Below are 20,116 nucleotides of genomic sequence, written 5' to 3' on the forward strand. Positions count from 1 at the left end.
CATTCTTATCGATTTTACTTTCCAATGTTATTGCTAATATAAATACTTTCTTACAAATGATCAAAAGGATTTTTAATATCTTTTAAATTAGCGGTGGATACATGGGTATAAATCATAGTTGTTTTTGGGCTATGGTGTCCTAAAAGTTGTTGTATGTACCGGATATCGGTACCGCTCTCTAATAAATGAGTTGCAAAACTGTGCCGTAAGGTATGTAGGGTAGCATATTTTTTTATTCCAGCACTTATTAGTGATTTTTGTAATACTTGCCTAGCACTTACTTGGGTGTAAGGTTTGCCATTTCGACCTTCAAATAAATATTTTTTTGGATTGTAATGGCTCATATAAGTTTGTGTTAATGGAATTAGCGCTTTTGATAATAAAGTGTAACGGTCCTTTCTACCTTTTCCAGATTTTAGATAAATGAGTCCTCGCTCAAAATCTATATTGCTGGGTGTTAAGCTTAAGGCTTCGCCAATTCGTAAACCTGCCGAATACACTAAACTTAAAAGCAATTTATGTTTTATATTTTTGGTAGTATCAAGCAATAATTTTACTTCAGTTTTATTTAAAACATTAGGTAGTTTTTTATCCTTATCTGGGCGTTTTATATCTAAATCATCCACCAAAATCCCAATAAAATTTATATAATGTTTGATGCCGCTTATGCATTGATTTTGATAGGAAACCGACTTTTGGGCTTTAAAAATAAAATCATAATTAAATTGTTCTATTGCTCTAGCTGTAATTTCGGTTATACTTTTTAAATTCATATATCGTAAAAACAGACAAGTAACTTCCGTATATGTATTTACCGTATTTTTACTAAATCGCTTTTGTTCTAACCATTTTTTAAAATGTGTTGTTTTTTGTAATTGTTCAGCTGTTAGAATAGGTAATTTATGAATAATATTTACATTTTTTGTATTTTTAATTATAGAAGGTTCTTGAAATGATTTAAAGGCATTATAATTTACAAAGTACCCAGCTTTCCTAAAATAGGTAAATAACTCATGTATGTGATCTTTATAATATATTGTGTAAAAGGTTTTATTGGTTTTGCTCCATTTTACATTTTGATAGGCTAATACATATTGCTTTACTGCATCATTGTATTTAAACTTTATAGCTATAAAGTATTTTTTATTATGAAACAAGGGTTCTAAAGTGATGGTTGTAGTCATACTTAGTGGTTTTCAAATACGGCAATTTTACTTAGTGATTTTCAACTATTATTTACTAAGTTAAAGATTATAAATTTTTTAACCTAAATTGCTTGTGGCTATTTTCGGTAAGTTTTTGAGTTGATATACAAATTGTTTTGATAATTATAAACCATTTGAGCTAAAATGGTTATTTTCTTTTTTTAAGAACAAATTAGGAGACTCGTTGTTAGTGAGTATATACTTCAGGCTAAATTAGCAGGATATATTATAAGTCGTTAGTGTTGGTTTTGTTAATAAAGAGGGGAGATGTTGGGGTAAATCCAACTAATATGTGCTTAAACTTTAATTTTTATAACCTTTTAATCTTCCAATAAATCTGGGCGACGTTCTTTGGTTCTTAAATAAGCCTGTTCTTCGCGCCATTTTTCAATTTTAGGTAAGTTGCCACCAAATAATAATTCAGGTACTTTCCAGCCTTTATAATCTCTAGGTTTGGTGTAAATTGGTGGGGCCAATAAACCATCTTGAAAAGAATCGGTCAGGGCAGAAGTTTCATTTCCTAACACACCAGGTATTAATCTAATAATAGCATCGCAGAGTACGGCAGCACCTAATTCGCCACCAGAAAGTACATAATCACCAATGGATATTTCACGAGTTATAAAATAATCGCGTACACGTTGGTCTACCCCTTTATAGTGTCCGCATAATATAATAATATTTTCCTTTAAGGATAATTGGTTGGCAATACCTTGTTTTAAAGTTTCGCCATCGGGTGTCATGTAAATTATTTCGTCGTAATGACGTTCAGATTTTAAGGTTGATAGGCATTTGTCAATTGGCTCAATCATCATGACCATACCTGCACCACCACCAAATTGGGTGTCATCAATAGATTTGTAATTATCAGAGGTATAATCACGTAGATTATGAAAATGGACTTCTACCAAATTGGCATCAATAGCGCGTTTTAAAATGGAGGCTTCAAACGGACTTTTAAGTAATTCTGGTAAAACGGTAATAATGTCTATGCGCATGTTTTAATTTTAATGGAACAAAGATAATTGAATTAATCAATTTTTCTTTGAACAAACCAAATGCCTTCCAAACTTAAATTTAAAGATATTACATGATAGTTTTCTTGAATTAAACCATTAGTAATTTGCCCTTTGCTACCGTAACTATACCCAATATTTATCATAGAATTTGTGCCATTGTTAAAAGGGATGCCAATTCCTAAATTTAAAGTAGAGCTTTTTATGCGTTGGTTGTTGACTTCTAAATTTCCGTTGTTAAAACTGAACCCTGCTCGGTATTCTAAATTATTAAAAAACTTATAGTCCTTTTTTTCTCCAACATACTGAATACCTGCACCAATGGCATCTTGGTTAATATAACTTCCAAGTTGATCAGTTTGGTTGGTGTTACTCCAAAAGCTTTTTTTGTAATCTAAATTAAGAGTAAAGTATTTTTTTAAAGAAGTTTGTAAACCAAAAGCAAGTTCTAAAGGTAGTTTAAAATCATCAATAGAACTTTCTGAAGACTCCGTTAAATCGGTTGTAGAATCTGTGGTATATAATGTTATGGTACTTGATTTACTTCCGTTTAGTTTGGTTGGTAAATTTGCGGTACCACCAATGGATGTATGTTCTGAAAATTCATACTGAAAACCCGCACCAATTCGAAATCCAGAATAATTGTTTTCATCTTCAATTATAAAAGTATTATATATAAGATAATCTGTTTCTGTTTGGGTTATTTTTCCAAATAGCCCTGAAGCTGTTAAACCTAATCTGAATTTGTCAGTTAAGGAATAACCATAGTTTATTTTTAAATCATTAATACCTCCAGAACCGTTTATATCTGTAAGCATAAAGCTGTTAATACTCCCTTCAATATTAGATTCAATGTTAGAAATACTGTAGCCAACATTTGTTAGCGGAACTAATGTAATGCTTAAACCTGAGTTTTTAGTTATTGGAAAGGCAAGGGATATATTTGAAAAATTAGCAATAATATTTGAACTTTCTCCCCCTCTTTCTGTAAGGGTATTGGTTTGAGCTTTTAATCCCAAATCATAAAAAAATGAATTTAATGAAATACTACCAAGCGATGCTGGATTTGAGTTATTTATAAAGCTGTTTGAAGGCATTGCAATGCCTAAACCACCTAATCCATTTATTTTTCCTGTAGAGATGTCATTATTTAATCCTAAGCCATATAAGGAATAAGGTGAATTGGAAAGTTGATTGGTTTGAGCCGTAATGTGCAATGAAGCTATTATTAGCAGTGCATATAATATTATATATTTATTTGTCATAAATAGCGTAAGTTAATTCGAGTTTTGATTTTATAGTATTTGAAGCTGATTCGCCATTTAGTATGTACCTATTTATAGACTGATTGAAATCTTTTGGATATAAAGCCAAAGAATAATCATCGCCATTTAAATCTGTTAATTTGAGATTTAAAAAATACTTAACAGGAAAGGAATATGTGGTTACATTAAATTCTTCGTCTTCATCTTCAATTAAGGCCAACACGGTTTCACCTTGAGTTGTGGTTAACGCACTTATAGCATTTGATTTCTCATCAATAATATAAACCGTTAATGAATCATTTGTATGAAGGTTTTTTGTTGAAGAATTTTGTTTTAGGGAAAATTTTATATTGGCGTCAATAATAATGCCTGTTCCAGGAATATCATATATGTTTTCTAAATGTGGTATATCAATTCTAGTAGCCATACCAGTACCTGCTTGCGCATAAGTGTAGTTACTTGTTTGCGTACTTGGCAAATATGTTTCTTGATCTGTAAGCGATTCAAAAATAGTGCCTTCTGTGATATTAGAAATATTATGAAAGCTATTTTCTGTATTGAAAGCTATATCAAAAGTGAGGGATTCGCTGTAAAGTTCTGAGCCTTCGTTATAATAAATACGAAGATAACTACTGGTTGAAAACCCCAAAATTGCAGTATTGTTGTCATTGGGTTTAATAAGAAGCCCCTTGTATGCCCTTAAAAACTCATCTGAATTATTTATCTTATTATCTCTAATATTTTCAAAAAGTGTTTTACCAAACGTATCATTTAGTGTAACATGTAATGAGTCGTCTTTTTTAGGTTTAGCAGAAAAAACTTTCGTTCCTATGGATGTGTTACTTGTAGTTATTGTTGTTGTATTATAATAGTTAGTAGCGTCTTCATCAGGTTCAATATCATCTAAAACTTCATAAATGTTTATGGTTTGATTAGGTATGGTATCATTATAAAAATAATTATCATAGTTTAAAATAAGGGCAATAGAATCAAATACAGCGTCACTACTTAAAGAGTAAGAGTAGTTGCTTAGTTGGGCAAAAGATTGACTTTTTGTTAGTCCAAAAACAGGATCGGTATAGGCGCCTACCAACAACCTACTGGTGTTAGAAACTGCTATGGAATCAAATTTAAAAGTAGACATTTTTATAGATAAGGTATCAATAAAATAGACTTTAGTGTCTAAATTTACCCAGTCTTCTCCTACAGGAAAATCCTCTTCAGTGCTTTCACATGCAATAAATAATATGCCTAAAAGTATAAAAAGAAAAGAGGCAGAAATGGCTCGATGTATTGTCATAAAAAATAATTTGAGCGAACTTAAATAAACACGATTTGTCATTAAAATTAGTTATACCAAAAAGGGGTTTTAATATGCCAATTGGCAATTTGTTTCTACTAAAAACAGCTTTTAGCGTTCGTCTAAAAAAAAGTAGTGTTTGTATAGACTAATCCTTAGATCAGCTATTATCTTTTTATTTATTAAAGCTAAAAAATAGATTTGTCAAAAAATTTTTATTTGATACATGAAGAAAATTATCATGGTAGCTTTTATGATGTCTCTTGGTAACAAAATATATGCTCAGTTAAACGAAAGTATATTTTCATTTAATTATGGGTTGGCTCCAATTGGACATGATAATATAGATTTTTATAATACAGATTTTAAGTTTGGCATACCCGTTAAGCTTAAAAAAGGAACCTTGGTAAATAGTGTTGGTTTTAAAAATTATGGTTTTAATTATACTAAAGATTTTAGTTTTTCCACAACTAATATTTCAAGGCTATATGATGTAAATTATAGTTTAAAATATATTGCGCCATTAGCTGAAACGTGGTTGTTAACCACCCATGCTCAAGTGGCCATAGTTTCTAATTTAACAAATACTATTAGTAATAATGATTTGCAGTTAACAGGTTATATGTTGGTTACAAAGTTACTTGGCGCAGATAAAAAAAATGAAGCGTTAACATGGGGTGTGAGTTATAGCACTATAATGGGAGTTCCTGAAGTGTTACCCATAATAAGTTATACAAATCAAATAAGTGACAAGTTTTTATTCGGTTTAGGTTTTCCTGAAACTTTTGTAGATTATAAAATTAATAAAATTAGTTCAATAAAATCAGTGTTTATGGTTGATGGTTTCTATGCTAATTTAAATAATTCAGTAAATATAAATAGTACCACACATGCAGATAAAGTCAGCTTTACTTCAACTTCTTTAGGCTTAGAATATAATTATAAGATGGACGATTTATGGGGTATTAATTTCAAGGGAGGTTATGCTTTCACAAACAGGTACAAATTACTTAATAACAATGATACAGAGGTGTTTAATTTTAATACAGCATCAAAGCCTTATTTATCGGCAGGGATTACATTTAATATAAAAAAAACAAAGCAAAATAAATTATGAAAAACAAGAACACACGATTATTACTTATAATGATTATTTCAGTGAATGCAATTACTTTTTTTAATTGCTCTTCAGATGATGATGATGACGAAAGAGGGAATTGGCAGGAACGCTCCGTTTTTGATGGTACCCCACGAAGCAATGCTATAGGATTCACTATTGACAATTTTGGTTACATGGGTACTGGATATGATGGCGATGATTATTTGAATGATTTTTGGCAGTATAATATTGAAGGTGATTATTGGGTGCAAAAAGCTGATTTTCCTGGAGTAGGAAGAAGTTCGGCCTCTGGCTTTTCTATTGATGATAAAGGTTATGTAGGTGTAGGTTATGATGGTGATGATGAGTTAGGAGACTTTTGGGAGTATGACCCAAGTACGAATACATGGACAGAAAAAGCCCCTTTTGGAGGTGGTGTAAGACGTGCTGCTGTTGAATTTGGAATTAATGGTATGGGGTATATTGGTACAGGTAATGATGGCGATAATGATAAAAAGGATTTTTGGAAATACAATCCGCAAACTGATGTATGGTCTGAATTAGTTGGTTTTGGTGGCGAAAAAAGAATTGATGCTACTACATTTATTATAAATGATAAGGTATATTTAGGTACTGGTGTTAGTAATGGTTTGTATAAAGAAGATTTTTGGGAATTTGATCCGTATACAGAAGTTTGGACCCGTTTGAATGATTTAGATGAAGATGATGATTATTCTATAACAAGATCTAATGCGGTAGCATTTAGTGTAGATGGTTTAGGTTACATTGCAACAGGATATACAGGAGGTGCTTTATCTTCTATTTGGGAATACACGCCTTCATCAGATACATGGGAAGAAATAACATCATTAGAAGCAACCATTCGTCAAGATGCTGTAGCTTTTTCAAATGGTTCTAGAAGTTATGTGCTTTTAGGGCGAACAGGAACTTTGTATTTAGATGATATTTATGAGTTGTTTCCACAAGATGATTATGATGATGAGGATTAATATTTAATAGCACGTTTTTTTTTAGAAATCCAAAACACATGCTTTCTGTTAAGATGTTAGAATGAGTGTTTTGGATTTCTTTTTTACCATGAAGTATGAAAAGAGCCCGTTCAAAATATATTATAGTATTTCTATTAATTTTAAGTGTTGTTTTTGTAGGTTTAATAATTTATAAAACAATTTTTAATAATAAATTAGAGCCTTATCAAGCCATTGTATATAAAGAAAATTCAGGTTATGGCTACCGTATAATGCATTATGGTAAATTATTAATAAAGCAAGATTTTATACCAACAGTACAGAGCAATCAACCGTTTTGTAATTATGAAGATGCTCAAAAAATAGCAGATTTGGTTTTACAGAAATTAAATAAGCAAGAAAACCCTAAAATTTTAATTTCTGAGTTAAAAGAATATCAAATTAAATTAAACTGTATAAATTAGTACCATGGAAAATAAAGGAGATAAGGATAACCGAAAACAAAAGCAGATTTTATTGCATGTTTCTATTTGGGCTGTTTTTATTTCTTTTAATTTGATGCAACCTAGGGTGCCATCAGATATAATGTTTGATAGGATGTTGTTTTTTTTAATTGGAAACATGACTCTTTTTTATATCAACTATTCGTATTTAGTTACGCATTTCTTACTTAAAAAAAAGACACTACTCTATGTAGTTTTTGTACTGATTTTAATTTTTATATCAATAGCGATATTTAATACGTTTTCCCCATCATTTAGCCCTTCTAATATGGGGGTGCATCCTGTTCCAAGAAATAGACCTGAAACTTTTTTCAGAATGCGATTAATAGGGCCATTTATTTTTAATGTCTTGTTAGTTGTAACAGGAACAGCTTTGAGAGTTTATACAGAGTGGAATAGAAATGAACGAAAGAAAAAAGAAATTGAAGTACATAAATCTACAACAGAACTTCATTTTTTAAAAAATCAATTGAACCCTCATTTTTTATTTAATTCATTAAACAGTATTTATTCGCTTACAACAAAAAAATCTAATGATGCTCCAGAGGCTGTAATTACATTGTCTGAATTAATGCGTTATATGCTTTATGAAACGGATAATGAGTATGTTACATTAACAAAAGAGTTGGAATATATTCAAAACTATTTAAAGTTGCAACGTTTACGTATTGCTAATAATAAAGATGTCATTTTAAACATTCATGGAGTCATATCAAATCAAAAAATACGGCCATTATTATTTATTTCATTCATAGAAAATGCTTTTAAATATGGTACGGATTTTAAAGGACATACTGAAGTGAAAATTGAAATTAATATTAATCAGGATCATTTAACATTTAAGTGTGTTAACATAATTGGAAATAGAAATACAAATAAAGATAGTTCTGGTATTGGCTTGCAAAATACTAAGGAGCGTTTAGAGTTTTTATATCCAAACAAACATACACTTGAAGTTGAAGAAAGAGATAACAGATTTATTGTGAATTTATCGTTAAAACTAAGCTAATGAAGTGTGTAATTATAGATGACGAGCCATTAGCAATAGATGTGGTAGAGTCTTATTTAAAGCAAATAGGTGGTCTTGAAGTTGTCTTTAAAACCACCAACCCATTAGAGGCTATTACAATGCTGACTAAACAGAAGGTAGATCTTGTTTTTTTAGATATTGAAATGCCAAACCTTACAGGTATTGACTTAGTAAAATCTATGCACAATATTCCACAGTTTATTTTTACTACGGCTTACCCACAATATGCATTAGATGGTTTTAATTTAAATGCAACTGATTATTTAGTCAAACCAATCCCGTTTCATAGATTTTTGAAAGCCATTACAAAAGCTAAGGAAAAATATGAGTTAGAACAGCATAGTTTAATTAGTACAGAGAGTGAGAGTCCAGTAGATGCGTTAATACCTAACTGGCAGGATAACTTTGTTTTTGTAAAGTCAGAATACGAAAATGTGAAAATTGATATTCATAGTATAAAATATATACAGGGATTAAAAGATTACATAAAAATTTATACATCAGAATCAGAAAAAGCTATTTTAACTTTATCAAGTTTTAAAGATATTCAAGATAAGTTACCACCTAATAACTTTATTCGAGTTCACAGGTCCTTTGTAGTAAATATCAACTTTGTTAAAGCTCTTCAAAAAACTAAAATTATTGTAGATGGCATCCAAATTCCAATAGGAGAAACTTATAAGGATGCCGTTTTAAAACGATTTGGAGTTTAATTTAAAATCAGTTTGCCGTTTCAACTTCATTATATAGGCATTTTGTATTTTTACAGAATTGATTTATAAAATAAAAATTTAAATGCAGTTAACTAAAAAGGATGTTTTGGAACAAGCTAATAAGGCTTGTAAAAATACTTTAATGGAAACATTAGAGATTGAAATTGTAGATTTTGGCGATGACTTTTTAGTTGCCAGAATGCCTGTAAATTCAAGAGTACATCAGCCAGACGGTGTTTTACATGGCGGAGCTACTGCAGCATTGGCAGAAAGTGTAGGTAGTTTTGCTTCGCATATATTTATTGATACTGAAAAATATTTTGTTCGTGGTATAGAAATATCTGCTAATCATCTAAAAAGTGTCACAGAAGGATTTGTTTATGCCAAAGCTATGTTTTTGCATAAAGGTAGAACCACGCAACTATTGGATATAAAAATAACCGATGATGCAGGCAATTTGATTTCCATTTGTAAATTATCAACTATTTCATTGTTGAAAAAGCAATAGATTTCATGAATTCGGATGATTTTTTTACTAGTATTGAAAACCAATACAATAGGCAATTACCTTTTGTAGCTTATAGAAAACCAAATAGTTTAGAAATTAAAGGCATGCTTCAAAAAACGGATGTACTTTATACTACTCAAGATTTTAGCGCAAGTGGTTTTGTGTTTTCTCCTTTTGATAATAATGAACATACAGTTTTAATTCCTTTAGAAAATTCAAATACTATGACTACAAACTATCATAGTATTCCTGACCATAACACCAAGTTTGTTGAAGTAATATCTGAATATATTCATTCAGAAGCAAGACAAAATCATATAAACCTCATAAAAAAAGGTATTCATGCCATAGAAAACAAACAATTTGATAAGGTAGTGCTTTCAAGGCAAGAAATTGTAGAGCTATCAGATACTAATCCTTTTACAGTATTAAAAAATCTTTTAAATACTTATAAGTCGGCTCTGGTTTATTGTTGGTATCACCCTAAAGTTGGCTTATGGCTTGGTGCAACGCCAGAAACCTTGTTAAAAATTTCAGGAAATCAATTTTCAATGATGGCATTAGCAGGAACTCAAGATTATAAAGGCACCTTGAAGGTTGATTGGCAAAACAAGGAAAAAGAAGAGCAACAATTTGTCACAGATTTTATAATTAAAAATTTAAAACCTGCAGCAAAAAACTTTAAAGTATCAGATGTTGAAACCGTTAAAGCAGGTAATTTGGTGCATTTAAGAACGATGATTTCTGCCCAATTAAAAGAGGATACTGCTTTAAAACAGATTATTGATGCCATGCATCCTACACCAGCAGTTTGTGGCGTTCCTAAGCAGGTTTCAAAACAATTTATATTAAATCATGAAAATTATAAGCGTGATTTTTATACTGGTTTTTTAGGTGAATTAAACTTAAAAACAACCGTAGCTCCTAGATTGGGAAGAAGAAATATTGAAAATAGAGCGTATTTACTAACCAAGGAAGTTACTCAATTATACGTTAATTTACGTTGTATGCAAATTAAAAATAATAGGGCTTTATTGTATGTTGGTGGAGGTGTTACGAAAGATTCAAACCCAGAAAAAGAGTGGCAAGAAACGGTTTCGAAATCCTTAGTAATTAAAAATGTCTTGCCATAATGATAGTTAAGTGTCTATTTTATATTTTTATGCTCAGATTTTAAATAAGAAAAATAATCTATTTAAAACGTAAAGCTAAAGGAGTTTGAATGGTTTCAAATACGTCCTGAGTAAATGTGACGCAAGCCTTGGCAATATAAATAAACACATGATATATCCTAAAATACCGAATGCACAAACAGTCATTCAGCTTTGTAAAGCAAAAAAAATACAACATATAGTAATATCTCCAGGTAGTAGAAATGCGCCTTTAACGATTGGGTTTAGTAATGATCCTTATTTTAAATGTTATAGTATTGTAGACGAACGTTGTGCCGCATTTTTTGCTTTGGGCTTGGCTCAGCAATTAAAGCATCCAACAGCAGTGGTTTGCACTTCAGGTAGTGCAGTGCTTAATTATTACCCAGCGGTTGCCGAGGCGTTTTATAGCGATATACCTTTAATTGTTTTGTCTGCTGATAGGCCTAAGCACTTAGTGGGTATAGGAGATGGGCAAACCATAAACCAAAAAGATGTTTTTGCAAATCATATTCTGTATTCAACGCATTTAAAATTGGATATAAAAGATGAAAAAAATATTCCTGAAAATGAAGAACTTCCTATAATTAAGAATTTAGAGGATAAATTAGAACGATTTTTAGGGTTTCAAAAAGATATTCAGACATTTAATGAAGAAGAAATTCTTACAGCAATCAATCAAGCTACTTTAAAAAAAGGGCCTGTTCATATTAATATTCCATTTGATGAACCGTTATATGAAACTGTGAGTAAATTAAGTGTCAACCCTAAAGTTCCGGATGTTTCGGTAAAAACGAAACCTATTGATAATTATATTGTTCAAGAATGTTTTGATTATTGGAATGCTTCAGCAAAAAAAATGATTTTGGTAGGCGTAAATCATCCAAATCAAATTGAAGAGAAATGGTTGAGCGAACTTTCAAAAGACGACAGTGTGTTGGTTTTAACTGAAACAACATCCAATTTGCATCATAACACTTTTTTTTCAAACATAGACCAGTTAATATCTCCACTTACTGACACTGAACAAAAAGCATTACAGCCTGACATTTTAGTCACTTTTGGAGGTCTTATTATTTCGAAAAAAATAAAAGCCTTTTTAAGAAAATTTCAGCCTAAACACCACTGGCATATCGATGAAAAATCAGCAAATGATACGTTTTTTTCTTTGTCAAATCATATAAAATCTACACCTAACCAGTTTTTTGATGCATTACTTTCACGTGTTACCCACCATGTGAAAAGTGATTATTATACTAGTTGGGAACAAGTAAAAAAACAACGATTTGAAAAACATCAATTGTATTTAAAACAAATACCTTTTTCAGATTTTAAAGCCTTTGAAGTGTTACTTAGTACTATTCCAGATTATTATGTATTGCAAGTAGGAAATAGTTCTGCTATCCGATACACGCAATTATTTCAACTTAATAAAACATTAAAAGTGTATTGTAACAGAGGTACGAGTGGTATTGACGGAAGTACCAGTACAGCTATAGGTAGTGCAGTGGCCAATGAAAAACCAACTGTTTTTGTAACAGGAGATTTAAGTTTTTTATATGATAGCAACGGGCTATGGAATAATTATATCCCTAAAAATTTCAGGATTATAGTTGTTAATAATGGAGGAGGAGGCATTTTTAGGATTTTACCTGGGCATAAAAATACTGAGAATTTTGATTCTTTTTTTGAAACGAAGCACAACCTTAATGCTAAATATTTGTGTAAAATGTTTGGTTTTGAGTATTTTAGTGCCGATACAGAATTGCAATTAAAAAGTAAGTTAAAGCCTTTTTATTCGGATTCAGAAGCTCCAAAATTATTAGAAATATTTACTCCAAGTACAATCAATGACGAACAGCTTTTGAATTATTTTGAGTTTTTAAAGTAAATTTTAGATTAAAAGTGACTTTCTAATTTTTTATGTGTCTAAAAAATAGATACCTTTAAAGAACCAATAATATTAACAAAAAAAACTTTTTATCATGAGTAAAAGAGATGAATTAATTGCAAAGTATGCGTCAGATTTAAAAGACAAATGTGGTGTTACTGCTGATATGGATTTATTAACAAAAGTAACCATTGGTTGTGGCCCTTCTATTTACAATGCTGATGCGGCTACTGTTTCAGGATCAGATGCTTCAGAGTTGGCAACTGTAAAAAATAATTTTTTAATTAAAAAATTAGGATTAAAAGATAGCGAAGATTTAGATAAAGGCATTGCTGCTGTTATTGAGCAATATGGACAATCAAACAGAAATAAATATAGAGCAGTTGTTTATTATTTGTTAACCAAACATTTCAAAAAAGAATCAGTTTACTAAATAGTGTCTGTAAATAAATGATACAAAAGCGTTACTTCAAAATTTTTGGAATTGTAACGCTTTTTTCTTTGTCTTAAATTTAGTTTAGAAAAGTCTTTATCAAAAAAGAAAAGGGTATTTAACATTAGTAATATGTAAATTAATCATTCATTTCTTTCCTCGTTTTTTTTATTTACTATTTTCCTAATATCACTACCTTTGAGGCATGATACATTTAGGGGAATTTAATACATTAGAAATACTTCGAGAAGCAGAGCAAGGTGTCTATCTTGCAGATGCTGATGGAAATGAAGTGTTATTACCAAACAGATACGTACCGCAAACGTTTAAGATTTGGGATAAAATTGAGGTTTTTGTTTATTTAGATAATGAAGAGCGTCCAGTTGCTACTACTGATAAACCTTATATTATAAAAAACGATTACGCTTTATTGCGTTGCAATCAAGTTACAGATTATGGTGCTTTTTTAGATTGGGGATTGGTAAAAGAATTATTTTGCCCATTTAAAGAACAAGCTTTTCCAATGAAACCTGGAGGTTGGTATTTGGTGCATTGTTATTTAGATGAAAAAACGGATCGATTAGTGGCTTCAAGTAAAACCAATCGTTTTTTAGATAATAAAACCTTAACGGTTAGTGAATTTGATGAAGTAGATTTAATTGTTTCACATCCCTCTGATATAGGAATGAATGTTATTGTAAATAAAGCACATACTGGATTGATTTATAAAGACAGTATTTTTAAAGACATTAGTGTGGGCGATAGGCTAAAGGGGATTGTTAAAAAAATACGTCCTGGGAATAAATTAGATATAGCTCTTGGACAAATTGGTTATAGAAATATTGAGCCCAATGCAGAGCGTATTATGCATGAGTTACACGATAATAGTGGGTATTTAAATCTTAATGATAAGTCCAATCCTGAAGCTATAAAAAATCAGCTTCAAATGAGTAAAAAGAATTTTAAAAAGGCTGTTGGAACTCTATATAAACAGCGTTTAATAGAAATTAAACCCGATGGTATTTATTTGGTTTAATCAGTATTGATTTTTTAAGGTTTTTTCAACCCAATTTGTAGATTCAAGAAGGCAGGTGAAATTCTTTTTATTAAATTTAAAAAAGTGGTTTTCTACATCAAATACTTTTTCTGCAAATGCATTATAAGTTACCGTAGCATAGGCTGATAAATTTTTAAATGTTTCATTAAATAGAGGTGCTTCAGAGATAACAATGGAATATGAGTTTATTCTATTACCAATAAATCCAAACTTACGGTTTCCAAAGTATTTTTTCATTAAAACTTTGCTTTCTTTAAAGTTTTCATAAGAAATATTAACGCCTTCATGAAATTCAGCAATCACATAATTATCAAAAAAGAATAAATTTCCTAAGGCTATGGTTTCTTGAGCTATAACGCTTGGATATAAAGTAGATTCAGTAACCGACATAAGAAGTACATTTTTAAAATGGGCGTGCAAATATACAATGCTTATATAGTATTTTGGTATACCAATTGTATTATTACCAAATATTTACTATTTGAGTTATAGTTATAACAAATTAATAAGTTTTGGTATGAATAGTTTGTCTTAAATATATGTAAATAAGTAATTTTGAAATAGAAATAATAAAACGATTTAAGACGCTATTGATGTAAAAAAATATTTTTTTTAAATATTTAGTGCTTTTTCTGTAGAAATTAAGATACCTGTGGTGTTTTTTAATTTAAAAGCTCAGCAATTTTATTTTCTAATGCTTGACCTCTTAAATTTTTAGCAATAATTTTGCCTTCTTGATCTAAAATATAAGTAGCAGGTATTGATGTAACATTGTAAAGTTCTGCAATAGGGTCTTGCAAAGTTAAATTAGCAACTTGATGCCAAGTTAGCTTATCGTCAGCAATGGCTTTTATCCATGCTTCTTTTTGGTTTTCTTTATCTAAGGACACGCCAATAATCTCTAAACCTTTACTGTGATATTTATTGTATACCCTTACAACGTTAGGGTTTTCTCTTCGGCAAGGTGCACACCAAGAAGCCCAGAAGTCAATGATAGTTACCTTACCTTTTATATCATTTAAAGCCAATGAATTTCCCTCAGGTGTTGGAGCACTAAAATCTGGAGCAATATCGCCAATTGCTAAAGGTGGTTTTTCTGTTTTTTTAGCAGTTATATAGTCACTGATACGCTTGCCATACTTTGAACTTTTTAAGTTGTCCGACAAACCATTAAAACTATTTTCAACTTTATCTAAAGGGGCTTGTGGGTCGTAGGTTTTGTTTTCTAAAACAATAACGGCCGCATACGAATTATTATATTTGTTAGTGAAATTAAATGGTAAATCAGAAATCTTTTCATTTGTATTCGTTAAAGCTTCATTGGTTTCTGTATCGTCAGGAGCTACAGCACCTGTTCTTAATGTATTTATTAACTCATTTTGTTTTTTTCGTAAGGCAATAAGATCTTTGAAAAAAGAAGATAAGTTTTCGTTATTAGTTGTTCCAGATATTTTTGAAGTATGTAGACTATCTTTTTTAGCAATAATATTAATAGTGCCATTTTCAACAATAAAAGGAGCATTTCCGTTTTGACCATCAATAAAAAGAAATTCTAAGTTAGGTTCATTACGAGTTCCTTCAAAAGAAAACTGTTCATTCATGACAATGGCAGTATCTTTATTTATTAAACGTCCTTGTTCATCAACAGTTTTTATATAAGCTCTTATACCGTTTAAAACGCCAGGAGCTTCACCGTTTATGATAAAACGATCTTTTTTAGATGTGTTACAGGCTAAAAAAAGACATGTAAAAGCTGTAAGTAGTGCGAATTTCATAGTAGGGTAATTTTACGCCAAATATAATTATTTTTTTCATTTAGTTATTTTAAACAGGTGTGTTAACATTTCAATTTTAGTATTTTTGCAGCATGACACATCAAGATACTATTGTAGCATTGGCAACGCCTTCAGGAGCAGGTGCTATTGCTGTTATTAGATTGTCTGGAAATGAGGCTATTATGTTTGCAGAAGCCCAGTTTAAATCGGTTTCAGGAAAACGATTGAGTAAGCAAGCCACACACACCATTCATTTAGGACATATTATAGATTCTGATAGAACCATTGATGAGGTTTTGGTATCCGTATTTAAAAATCCTAATTCATATACTGGTGAAGATGTAGTAGAAATATCATGCCATGGTTCTAGTTATATTCAACAGGAAATTATTCAATTGTTTCTTCGAAAAGGCTGCCGAATGGCTACAGCAGGTGAGTTTACTTTGCGTGCTTTTTTAAATGGAAAAATAGATTTGAGTCAGGCGGAAGCTGTAGCCGACTTAATTTCAAGTGATAATGAAGCGTCCCATCAAATTGCGATGCAGCAAATGCGAGGTGGTTTTTCTTCTGAAATTGCTAAACTTCGTGAAGAACTTTTAAATTTTGCCTCGTTGATAGAATTGGAATTAGATTTTGCTGAAGAAGATGTAGAGTTTGCTGATAGAACTCAATTTAAAGATCTTATTTCAAGAATTACCTTTGTTTTAAAACGATTAATAGACAGTTTTTCAGTTGGTAACGTGATAAAAAATGGTATTCCAGTAGCCATTGTAGGAGAACCAAATGTTGGAAAATCTACACTATTAAATGCCCTTTTAAATGAAGACCGTGCCATAGTAAGTGATATTGCAGGAACTACCAGAGATACTATTGAAGATGAATTGGTGATTGAAGGCATTGGGTTTCGTTTTATAGATACCGCAGGAATTCGAGATACTAAAGATGTTGTTGAAGGTATTGGTATTAAAAAAACCTTCGAAAAAATAGAACAATCGCAAGTGGTTTTATATTTGTTTGATGCCACAAAGTTTGTTGAAAATTCAGAATTGTTTCAAATTGAAATAGAAAAAATAAAAAACAAATACCCTTTAAAGCCTTTATTAATTATTCCTAATAAAATAGATAAACTATCTGTTGAAGAAGTGGTGCAATTAGAAGTGTTTTTAAGCGGTATTGAAAACTCCAAATACATCTTATTAGCTGCAAAAGAAAATAGGGGCGTAGAGGAACTAAAAAGTCAGTTAATTGGTTTTGTAAATACAGGTGCGTTAAGAAATAACGAAACTATTATTACAAATACTAGGCACTACGATTCATTACTAAAAGCTTTAGAAGAAATTCAAAAAGTACAAGAAGGTATCAACACTAATTTATCAAGCGATTTAATGGCAATAGATATTCGTCAGGCTTTATATCACTTTGGGGAGATTACTGGTGAGATTACCAATGATGATTTATTAGGGAATATCTTTGCTAATTTCTGTATTGGGAAGTAACTTACTTTCTTTTATTTGTTAATCCCTTGTTATTGTTGACTTTATAGAGTTTTGTCTTCTCTTTTTTGTTGTTTATTTGCTCTTTTTTAACTAAATTTGTTGTATATCTGTTGCCTAAAATACAAAATTGTTGCCCATTTCTGTTGGCGAAGATATAGGCGAAATGATGCACCATAACGCACCACGTTGCACCATTACGCTACATAAAGCACCATTTATGAGCAGTAATTTATACATTCCAAAAACTTGTAAGCATTGCGGTAATGCCTTTACAGCTCGTACAACAGTTACCAAATACTGCGGTGATAGTTGTGCTAAAAGAGCTTATAAGGCACGTAAACGTAAGGAGAAAATACAAACTACCCTTATTGATGATATGCAACAACAAAAAGAAGTTGTTCAAGTTCACAATCCAAATGCTGTAAACAATAAAGATTTTTTAAGCGTTACAGAAGCCTCACAACTTATTGGTGTTAGTAGATGGACCATTCAAAGAATGATTCAACAAGGGCGTTTAAAAGCTGTTCCTTTTGGTAGAAAGCGTATTGTAGCAAGATGGCAAATAGAAAACCTTTTTAATTAGTAAATTATGAAAGTAACATTAAGACAACGAAAAAAGAATGATAAAATTAGTTTGTATTTAGATTACTATCATAAAGGCAAGCGTAAAACAGAATACCTGCGTTTATACCTTACACCTAATCCTAAAACTAAAACGGAAAGAGAGGTAAATAAAAAAACAAAGCAATTAGCTGAAACCATTTGTGCGCAAAGACAGATTGAAATACAAAATGGTATTTATGGCTTTCAAGATATTGAAAAGCTAAAAGGTAGTTTTATTACTTATATCACAGCTTTAGCAGAAAAGAAAAATACAAGTTCTGGCAATTATGGCAATTGGAACAGTATGCTAAAACATCTAAAAACTTTTTGTCCAACAGACGTAAGTTTTCAAGATATTGATAAGGATTTCGTAGAACGCTTTAAAGAGTATTTAGATAAGGATGCAATGGCAAGAGCAGGTAAAAAATTATCTCAAAACTCTAAATATTCTTATTATGGAAAATTCAACGCTGCATTAAAACAAGCTGTTAAGGATGGTATTTTAAGAATAAACCCAGCAAATGGTGTTGAGTATTTTAAACAAGGTGAACCTCAACGAGAGTTTTTAACTTTAGATGAATTACAAATAGCAGTTAACACAGAATGTGAGTTACCACTTTTAAAAAGTGCTTTTATATTTTCTGCGCTTACCGGTTTACGTTGGTCAGATATTGAAAAACTGATTTGGTCAGAAATTCAACATTCTAAAGAAATGGGCTATTATATTCGTTTCAGACAAAAGAAAACAAAAGGAGTTGAAACTTTACCTATTTCAGACCAAGCGGCAGAACTGTTAGGAGATAAAGGTAAACCTGAAGAAAAAGTTTTTCAAGGTTTACATTATAGTGCCTGGTCTAACTTAAAATTACAACAATGGATGATGAAAGCAGGTATTACAAAGAATATCACGTTCCATTGTGCGCGTCATACCTATGCAACTTTACAATTAACTTTAGGTACAGATATTTATACAGTTTCAAAATTGTTAGGTCATAAGGAATTGAGAACTACACAGATTTATGCAAAAGTTATTGATGATAAAAAGAAAGAAGCTGCTAATAAAATTAAATTGGATTTATAATGAAAGGAAGTATATTTTCAAGTTTGGTTTCTATAACGAGCGGCTTACATAGAGATAATAGACAGGAAAAGGATTTTAAATACCTACTGTCTGATTTCAAATTGAATCAAAAAGCTAAAAACGCAGTTTTTAAAGTAAACTTTAAAAAGCCTTTAAATGCTAAAAAAGAATACTACCAAAAGTTGATATTTAATGAAACAGAAAATACAGTAGCTTCATTTGTAAAGGAATTTCCCAAAAATGCAACTACACCAGAAAATAAATACAGCTATACCATTCTACTTAATAAATTTGATAAGTACTTAAATGACATTGCAATTTATATCACTAAAAGGGGAATAACAGCAGATTTCAACAATGATGACAATTATATCATAAACTACTTAAAAGTATCTGTAATAAGGTTGTATGCTGAACTACAAGAGCAATACGGTCAGTTTTCCGTAAACACAAAATTCTCAATTGCTGAAATTGCAGAAAAATACTTTAATGATGAAACTTTTGATATTAGCCTAATAGAAAAGAGTACCACTAAAAAAGTTGCTACCAAAACAACATCAAAAAAGAAAGCAAAACCAAAGACCTCTTTTGGATATAAAAGCAACGACACCTCAACCTTGCTAACTGTGCTCAAACAAATAAATCTAAAAATAGATTTGTTAGATAACCGTACAACTGGAGAACAGTTGCACGCATTATTATTAGCAAAAGATTTTTCAAATACAGAATCGCAAATTTATCTTCAATGCGAGACGACACAGTTTAGTTACCTTGTAACGAAACTAAAGCCATTTTTTAATGGTTTTAATCCTACCTCAATAGAACGTTCTGAAAAATTTGTTACTAAAACAGGTACGCTATTAAAAGCGAATAATCTTCACAAAAACAAAGTTCACAACCCAAAAGAAAAGGAAGAAATAGATAAAATCATCCAACAACTGCAATAAAAAACAGTAAGAATAGTAAGAAATCTTACTGTTGTCTTACCCTTGTTTTACACT

General features: G+C 30.7%; 20 protein-coding genes. 14 read left to right on the forward strand and 6 right to left on the reverse strand.

Translation table 11 applies throughout. The features are described from left to right. Nucleotides 1-50 precede the first annotated feature (50 nt). The 4 genes from APS56_RS16905 to APS56_RS01310 all read right to left on the reverse strand — a co-directional run bounded on the left by APS56_RS16905 (nucleotide 51) and on the right by APS56_RS01310 (nucleotide 4,786). Entirely contained in the window at nucleotides 51-1,184 is a 1,134-nt protein-coding gene (locus tag APS56_RS16905; RefSeq protein ID WP_157757588.1) for a tyrosine-type recombinase/integrase, read from the reverse strand. 341 nt (nucleotides 1,185-1,525) lie between these two features. Beyond that, entirely contained in the window at nucleotides 1,526-2,203 is a 678-nt protein-coding gene (gene trmD / locus APS56_RS01300; RefSeq protein WP_054724048.1) for a tRNA (guanosine(37)-N1)-methyltransferase TrmD, read from the reverse strand. A gap of 32 nt (nucleotides 2,204-2,235) precedes the next feature. After that, nucleotides 2,236-3,486 carry a BamG family beta-barrel-assembly machinery protein gene (gene bamG, locus APS56_RS01305; RefSeq protein WP_054724050.1) on the reverse strand — a complete coding sequence of 417 codons (1,251 nt, stop codon included), beginning with the start codon at nucleotides 3,484-3,486 and terminating at the stop codon, nucleotides 2,236-2,238. Next, complete coding sequence (locus APS56_RS01310) at nucleotides 3,476-4,786, reverse strand: DUF4270 family protein (RefSeq protein ID WP_157757589.1); 1,311 nt, start codon at nucleotides 4,784-4,786, stop codon at nucleotides 3,476-3,478. Before APS56_RS01310 ends, bamG begins: the two co-directional genes overlap by 11 nt. A gap of 226 nt (nucleotides 4,787-5,012) precedes the next feature. On the opposite strand from APS56_RS01310, the gene APS56_RS01315 reads away from it, so the two are divergent. The 10 genes from APS56_RS01315 (at nucleotide 5,013) to APS56_RS01360 (ending at nucleotide 14,139) form a co-directional block, all read left to right on the forward strand. Further along, nucleotides 5,013-5,903 carry a DUF6268 family outer membrane beta-barrel protein gene (locus tag APS56_RS01315; protein WP_157757590.1) on the forward strand — a complete coding sequence of 297 codons (891 nt, stop codon included), beginning with the start codon at nucleotides 5,013-5,015 and terminating at the stop codon, nucleotides 5,901-5,903. Beyond that, nucleotides 5,900-6,895 carry a Kelch repeat-containing protein gene (locus APS56_RS01320; RefSeq protein WP_054724056.1) on the forward strand — a complete coding sequence of 332 codons (996 nt, stop codon included), beginning with the start codon at nucleotides 5,900-5,902 and terminating at the stop codon, nucleotides 6,893-6,895. The genes APS56_RS01315 and APS56_RS01320 overlap by 4 nt, the downstream gene beginning before the upstream one ends. 95 nt (nucleotides 6,896-6,990) lie before the next feature. Next, the gene (locus APS56_RS01325) at nucleotides 6,991-7,338 is read left to right on the forward strand and encodes a DUF4907 domain-containing protein (RefSeq protein ID WP_054724057.1); all 348 of its coding nucleotides are present in this window, start codon (nucleotides 6,991-6,993) and stop codon (nucleotides 7,336-7,338) included. Nucleotides 7,339-7,342: 4 nt separating this feature from the next. Then, on the forward strand, nucleotides 7,343-8,386 hold the full coding sequence (locus APS56_RS01330; RefSeq protein WP_054724059.1) for a sensor histidine kinase: 1,044 nt from the start codon (nucleotides 7,343-7,345) through the stop codon (nucleotides 8,384-8,386). Continuing rightward, on the forward strand, nucleotides 8,386-9,120 hold the full coding sequence (locus tag APS56_RS01335; protein WP_054724061.1) for a LytR/AlgR family response regulator transcription factor: 735 nt from the start codon (nucleotides 8,386-8,388) through the stop codon (nucleotides 9,118-9,120). The genes APS56_RS01330 and APS56_RS01335 overlap by 1 nt, the downstream gene beginning before the upstream one ends. An 82-nt stretch (nucleotides 9,121-9,202) precedes the next feature. Then, nucleotides 9,203-9,628, forward strand: a complete 426-nt coding sequence (locus APS56_RS01340) for a PaaI family thioesterase (protein WP_054724062.1) — start codon at nucleotides 9,203-9,205, stop codon at nucleotides 9,626-9,628. Nucleotides 9,629-9,633: 5 nt separating this feature from the next. Further along, nucleotides 9,634-10,761 carry a chorismate-binding protein gene (locus tag APS56_RS01345; protein ID WP_054724063.1) on the forward strand — a complete coding sequence of 376 codons (1,128 nt, stop codon included), beginning with the start codon at nucleotides 9,634-9,636 and terminating at the stop codon, nucleotides 10,759-10,761. A gap of 148 nt (nucleotides 10,762-10,909) precedes the next feature. Then, nucleotides 10,910-12,670 carry a 2-succinyl-5-enolpyruvyl-6-hydroxy-3-cyclohexene-1-carboxylate synthase gene (gene menD / locus APS56_RS01350; RefSeq protein ID WP_054724064.1) on the forward strand — a complete coding sequence of 587 codons (1,761 nt, stop codon included), beginning with the start codon at nucleotides 10,910-10,912 and terminating at the stop codon, nucleotides 12,668-12,670. A gap of 94 nt (nucleotides 12,671-12,764) precedes the next feature. After that, complete coding sequence (locus APS56_RS01355; protein ID WP_054724065.1) at nucleotides 12,765-13,103, forward strand: DUF2853 family protein; 339 nt, start codon at nucleotides 12,765-12,767, stop codon at nucleotides 13,101-13,103. A gap of 205 nt (nucleotides 13,104-13,308) precedes the next feature. Continuing rightward, nucleotides 13,309-14,139, forward strand: a complete 831-nt coding sequence (locus tag APS56_RS01360) for a CvfB family protein (protein ID WP_054724066.1) — start codon at nucleotides 13,309-13,311, stop codon at nucleotides 14,137-14,139. Here APS56_RS01360 and APS56_RS01365 read toward each other — a convergent pair whose 3' ends face one another. Continuing rightward, on the reverse strand, nucleotides 14,140-14,550 hold the full coding sequence (locus APS56_RS01365) for a hypothetical protein (protein WP_054724067.1): 411 nt from the start codon (nucleotides 14,548-14,550) through the stop codon (nucleotides 14,140-14,142). A 272-nt stretch (nucleotides 14,551-14,822) separates the two neighbouring features. Further along, entirely contained in the window at nucleotides 14,823-15,935 is a 1,113-nt protein-coding gene (locus APS56_RS01370) for a TlpA disulfide reductase family protein (protein ID WP_054724068.1), read from the reverse strand. 92 nt (nucleotides 15,936-16,027) lie between these two features. On the opposite strand from APS56_RS01370, the gene mnmE reads away from it, so the two are divergent. The 4 genes from mnmE (at nucleotide 16,028) to APS56_RS01390 (ending at nucleotide 20,062) form a co-directional block, all read left to right on the forward strand. Beyond that, nucleotides 16,028-17,431 carry a tRNA uridine-5-carboxymethylaminomethyl(34) synthesis GTPase MnmE gene (gene mnmE / locus APS56_RS01375; RefSeq protein ID WP_054724070.1) on the forward strand — a complete coding sequence of 468 codons (1,404 nt, stop codon included), beginning with the start codon at nucleotides 16,028-16,030 and terminating at the stop codon, nucleotides 17,429-17,431. A gap of 130 nt (nucleotides 17,432-17,561) precedes the next feature. Then, nucleotides 17,562-18,014 (forward strand): helix-turn-helix domain-containing protein, encoded by a 453-nt coding sequence (locus tag APS56_RS01380; protein ID WP_236778446.1) that lies wholly within the window; start codon nucleotides 17,562-17,564, stop codon nucleotides 18,012-18,014. A 6-nt stretch (nucleotides 18,015-18,020) separates the two neighbouring features. After that, complete coding sequence (locus APS56_RS01385) at nucleotides 18,021-19,115, forward strand: site-specific integrase (RefSeq protein ID WP_054724072.1); 1,095 nt, start codon at nucleotides 18,021-18,023, stop codon at nucleotides 19,113-19,115. Beyond that, on the forward strand, nucleotides 19,115-20,062 hold the full coding sequence (locus APS56_RS01390) for a DUF6617 family protein (protein WP_054724074.1): 948 nt from the start codon (nucleotides 19,115-19,117) through the stop codon (nucleotides 20,060-20,062). Before APS56_RS01385 ends, APS56_RS01390 begins: the two co-directional genes overlap by 1 nt. Nucleotides 20,063-20,116: the final 54 nt, after the last annotated feature.

It is taken from the genome of Pseudalgibacter alginicilyticus (assembly GCF_001310225.1).
Lineage (GTDB): Bacteria > Bacteroidota > Bacteroidia > Flavobacteriales > Flavobacteriaceae > Pseudalgibacter > Pseudalgibacter alginicilyticus.

Bases quoted from the DNA above. Each gene is read 5' to 3' on its own strand.
- APS56_RS16905 (WP_157757588.1), bottom strand. From the start codon at position 1,184: ATGACTACAACCATCACTTTAGAACCCTTGTTTCATAATAAAAAATAC.
- trmD (WP_054724048.1), bottom strand. From the start codon at position 2,203: ATGCGCATAGACATTATTACCGTTTTACCAGAATTACTTAAAAGTCCG.
- bamG (WP_054724050.1), bottom strand. From the start codon at position 3,486: ATGACAAATAAATATATAATATTATATGCACTGCTAATAATAGCTTCA.
- APS56_RS01310 (WP_157757589.1), bottom strand. From the start codon at position 4,786: ATGACAATACATCGAGCCATTTCTGCCTCTTTTCTTTTTATACTTTTA.
- APS56_RS01315 (WP_157757590.1), top strand. From the start codon at position 5,013: ATGAAGAAAATTATCATGGTAGCTTTTATGATGTCTCTTGGTAACAAA.
- APS56_RS01320 (WP_054724056.1), top strand. From the start codon at position 5,900: ATGAAAAACAAGAACACACGATTATTACTTATAATGATTATTTCAGTG.
- APS56_RS01325 (WP_054724057.1), top strand. From the start codon at position 6,991: ATGAAAAGAGCCCGTTCAAAATATATTATAGTATTTCTATTAATTTTA.
- APS56_RS01330 (WP_054724059.1), top strand. From the start codon at position 7,343: ATGGAAAATAAAGGAGATAAGGATAACCGAAAACAAAAGCAGATTTTA.
- APS56_RS01335 (WP_054724061.1), top strand. From the start codon at position 8,386: ATGAAGTGTGTAATTATAGATGACGAGCCATTAGCAATAGATGTGGTA.
- APS56_RS01340 (WP_054724062.1), top strand. From the start codon at position 9,203: ATGCAGTTAACTAAAAAGGATGTTTTGGAACAAGCTAATAAGGCTTGT.
- APS56_RS01345 (WP_054724063.1), top strand. From the start codon at position 9,634: ATGAATTCGGATGATTTTTTTACTAGTATTGAAAACCAATACAATAGG.
- menD (WP_054724064.1), top strand. From the start codon at position 10,910: ATGATATATCCTAAAATACCGAATGCACAAACAGTCATTCAGCTTTGT.
- APS56_RS01355 (WP_054724065.1), top strand. From the start codon at position 12,765: ATGAGTAAAAGAGATGAATTAATTGCAAAGTATGCGTCAGATTTAAAA.
- APS56_RS01360 (WP_054724066.1), top strand. From the start codon at position 13,309: ATGATACATTTAGGGGAATTTAATACATTAGAAATACTTCGAGAAGCA.
- APS56_RS01365 (WP_054724067.1), bottom strand. From the start codon at position 14,550: ATGTCGGTTACTGAATCTACTTTATATCCAAGCGTTATAGCTCAAGAA.
- APS56_RS01370 (WP_054724068.1), bottom strand. From the start codon at position 15,935: ATGAAATTCGCACTACTTACAGCTTTTACATGTCTTTTTTTAGCCTGT.
- mnmE (WP_054724070.1), top strand. From the start codon at position 16,028: ATGACACATCAAGATACTATTGTAGCATTGGCAACGCCTTCAGGAGCA.
- APS56_RS01385 (WP_054724072.1), top strand. From the start codon at position 18,021: ATGAAAGTAACATTAAGACAACGAAAAAAGAATGATAAAATTAGTTTG.
- APS56_RS01390 (WP_054724074.1), top strand. From the start codon at position 19,115: ATGAAAGGAAGTATATTTTCAAGTTTGGTTTCTATAACGAGCGGCTTA.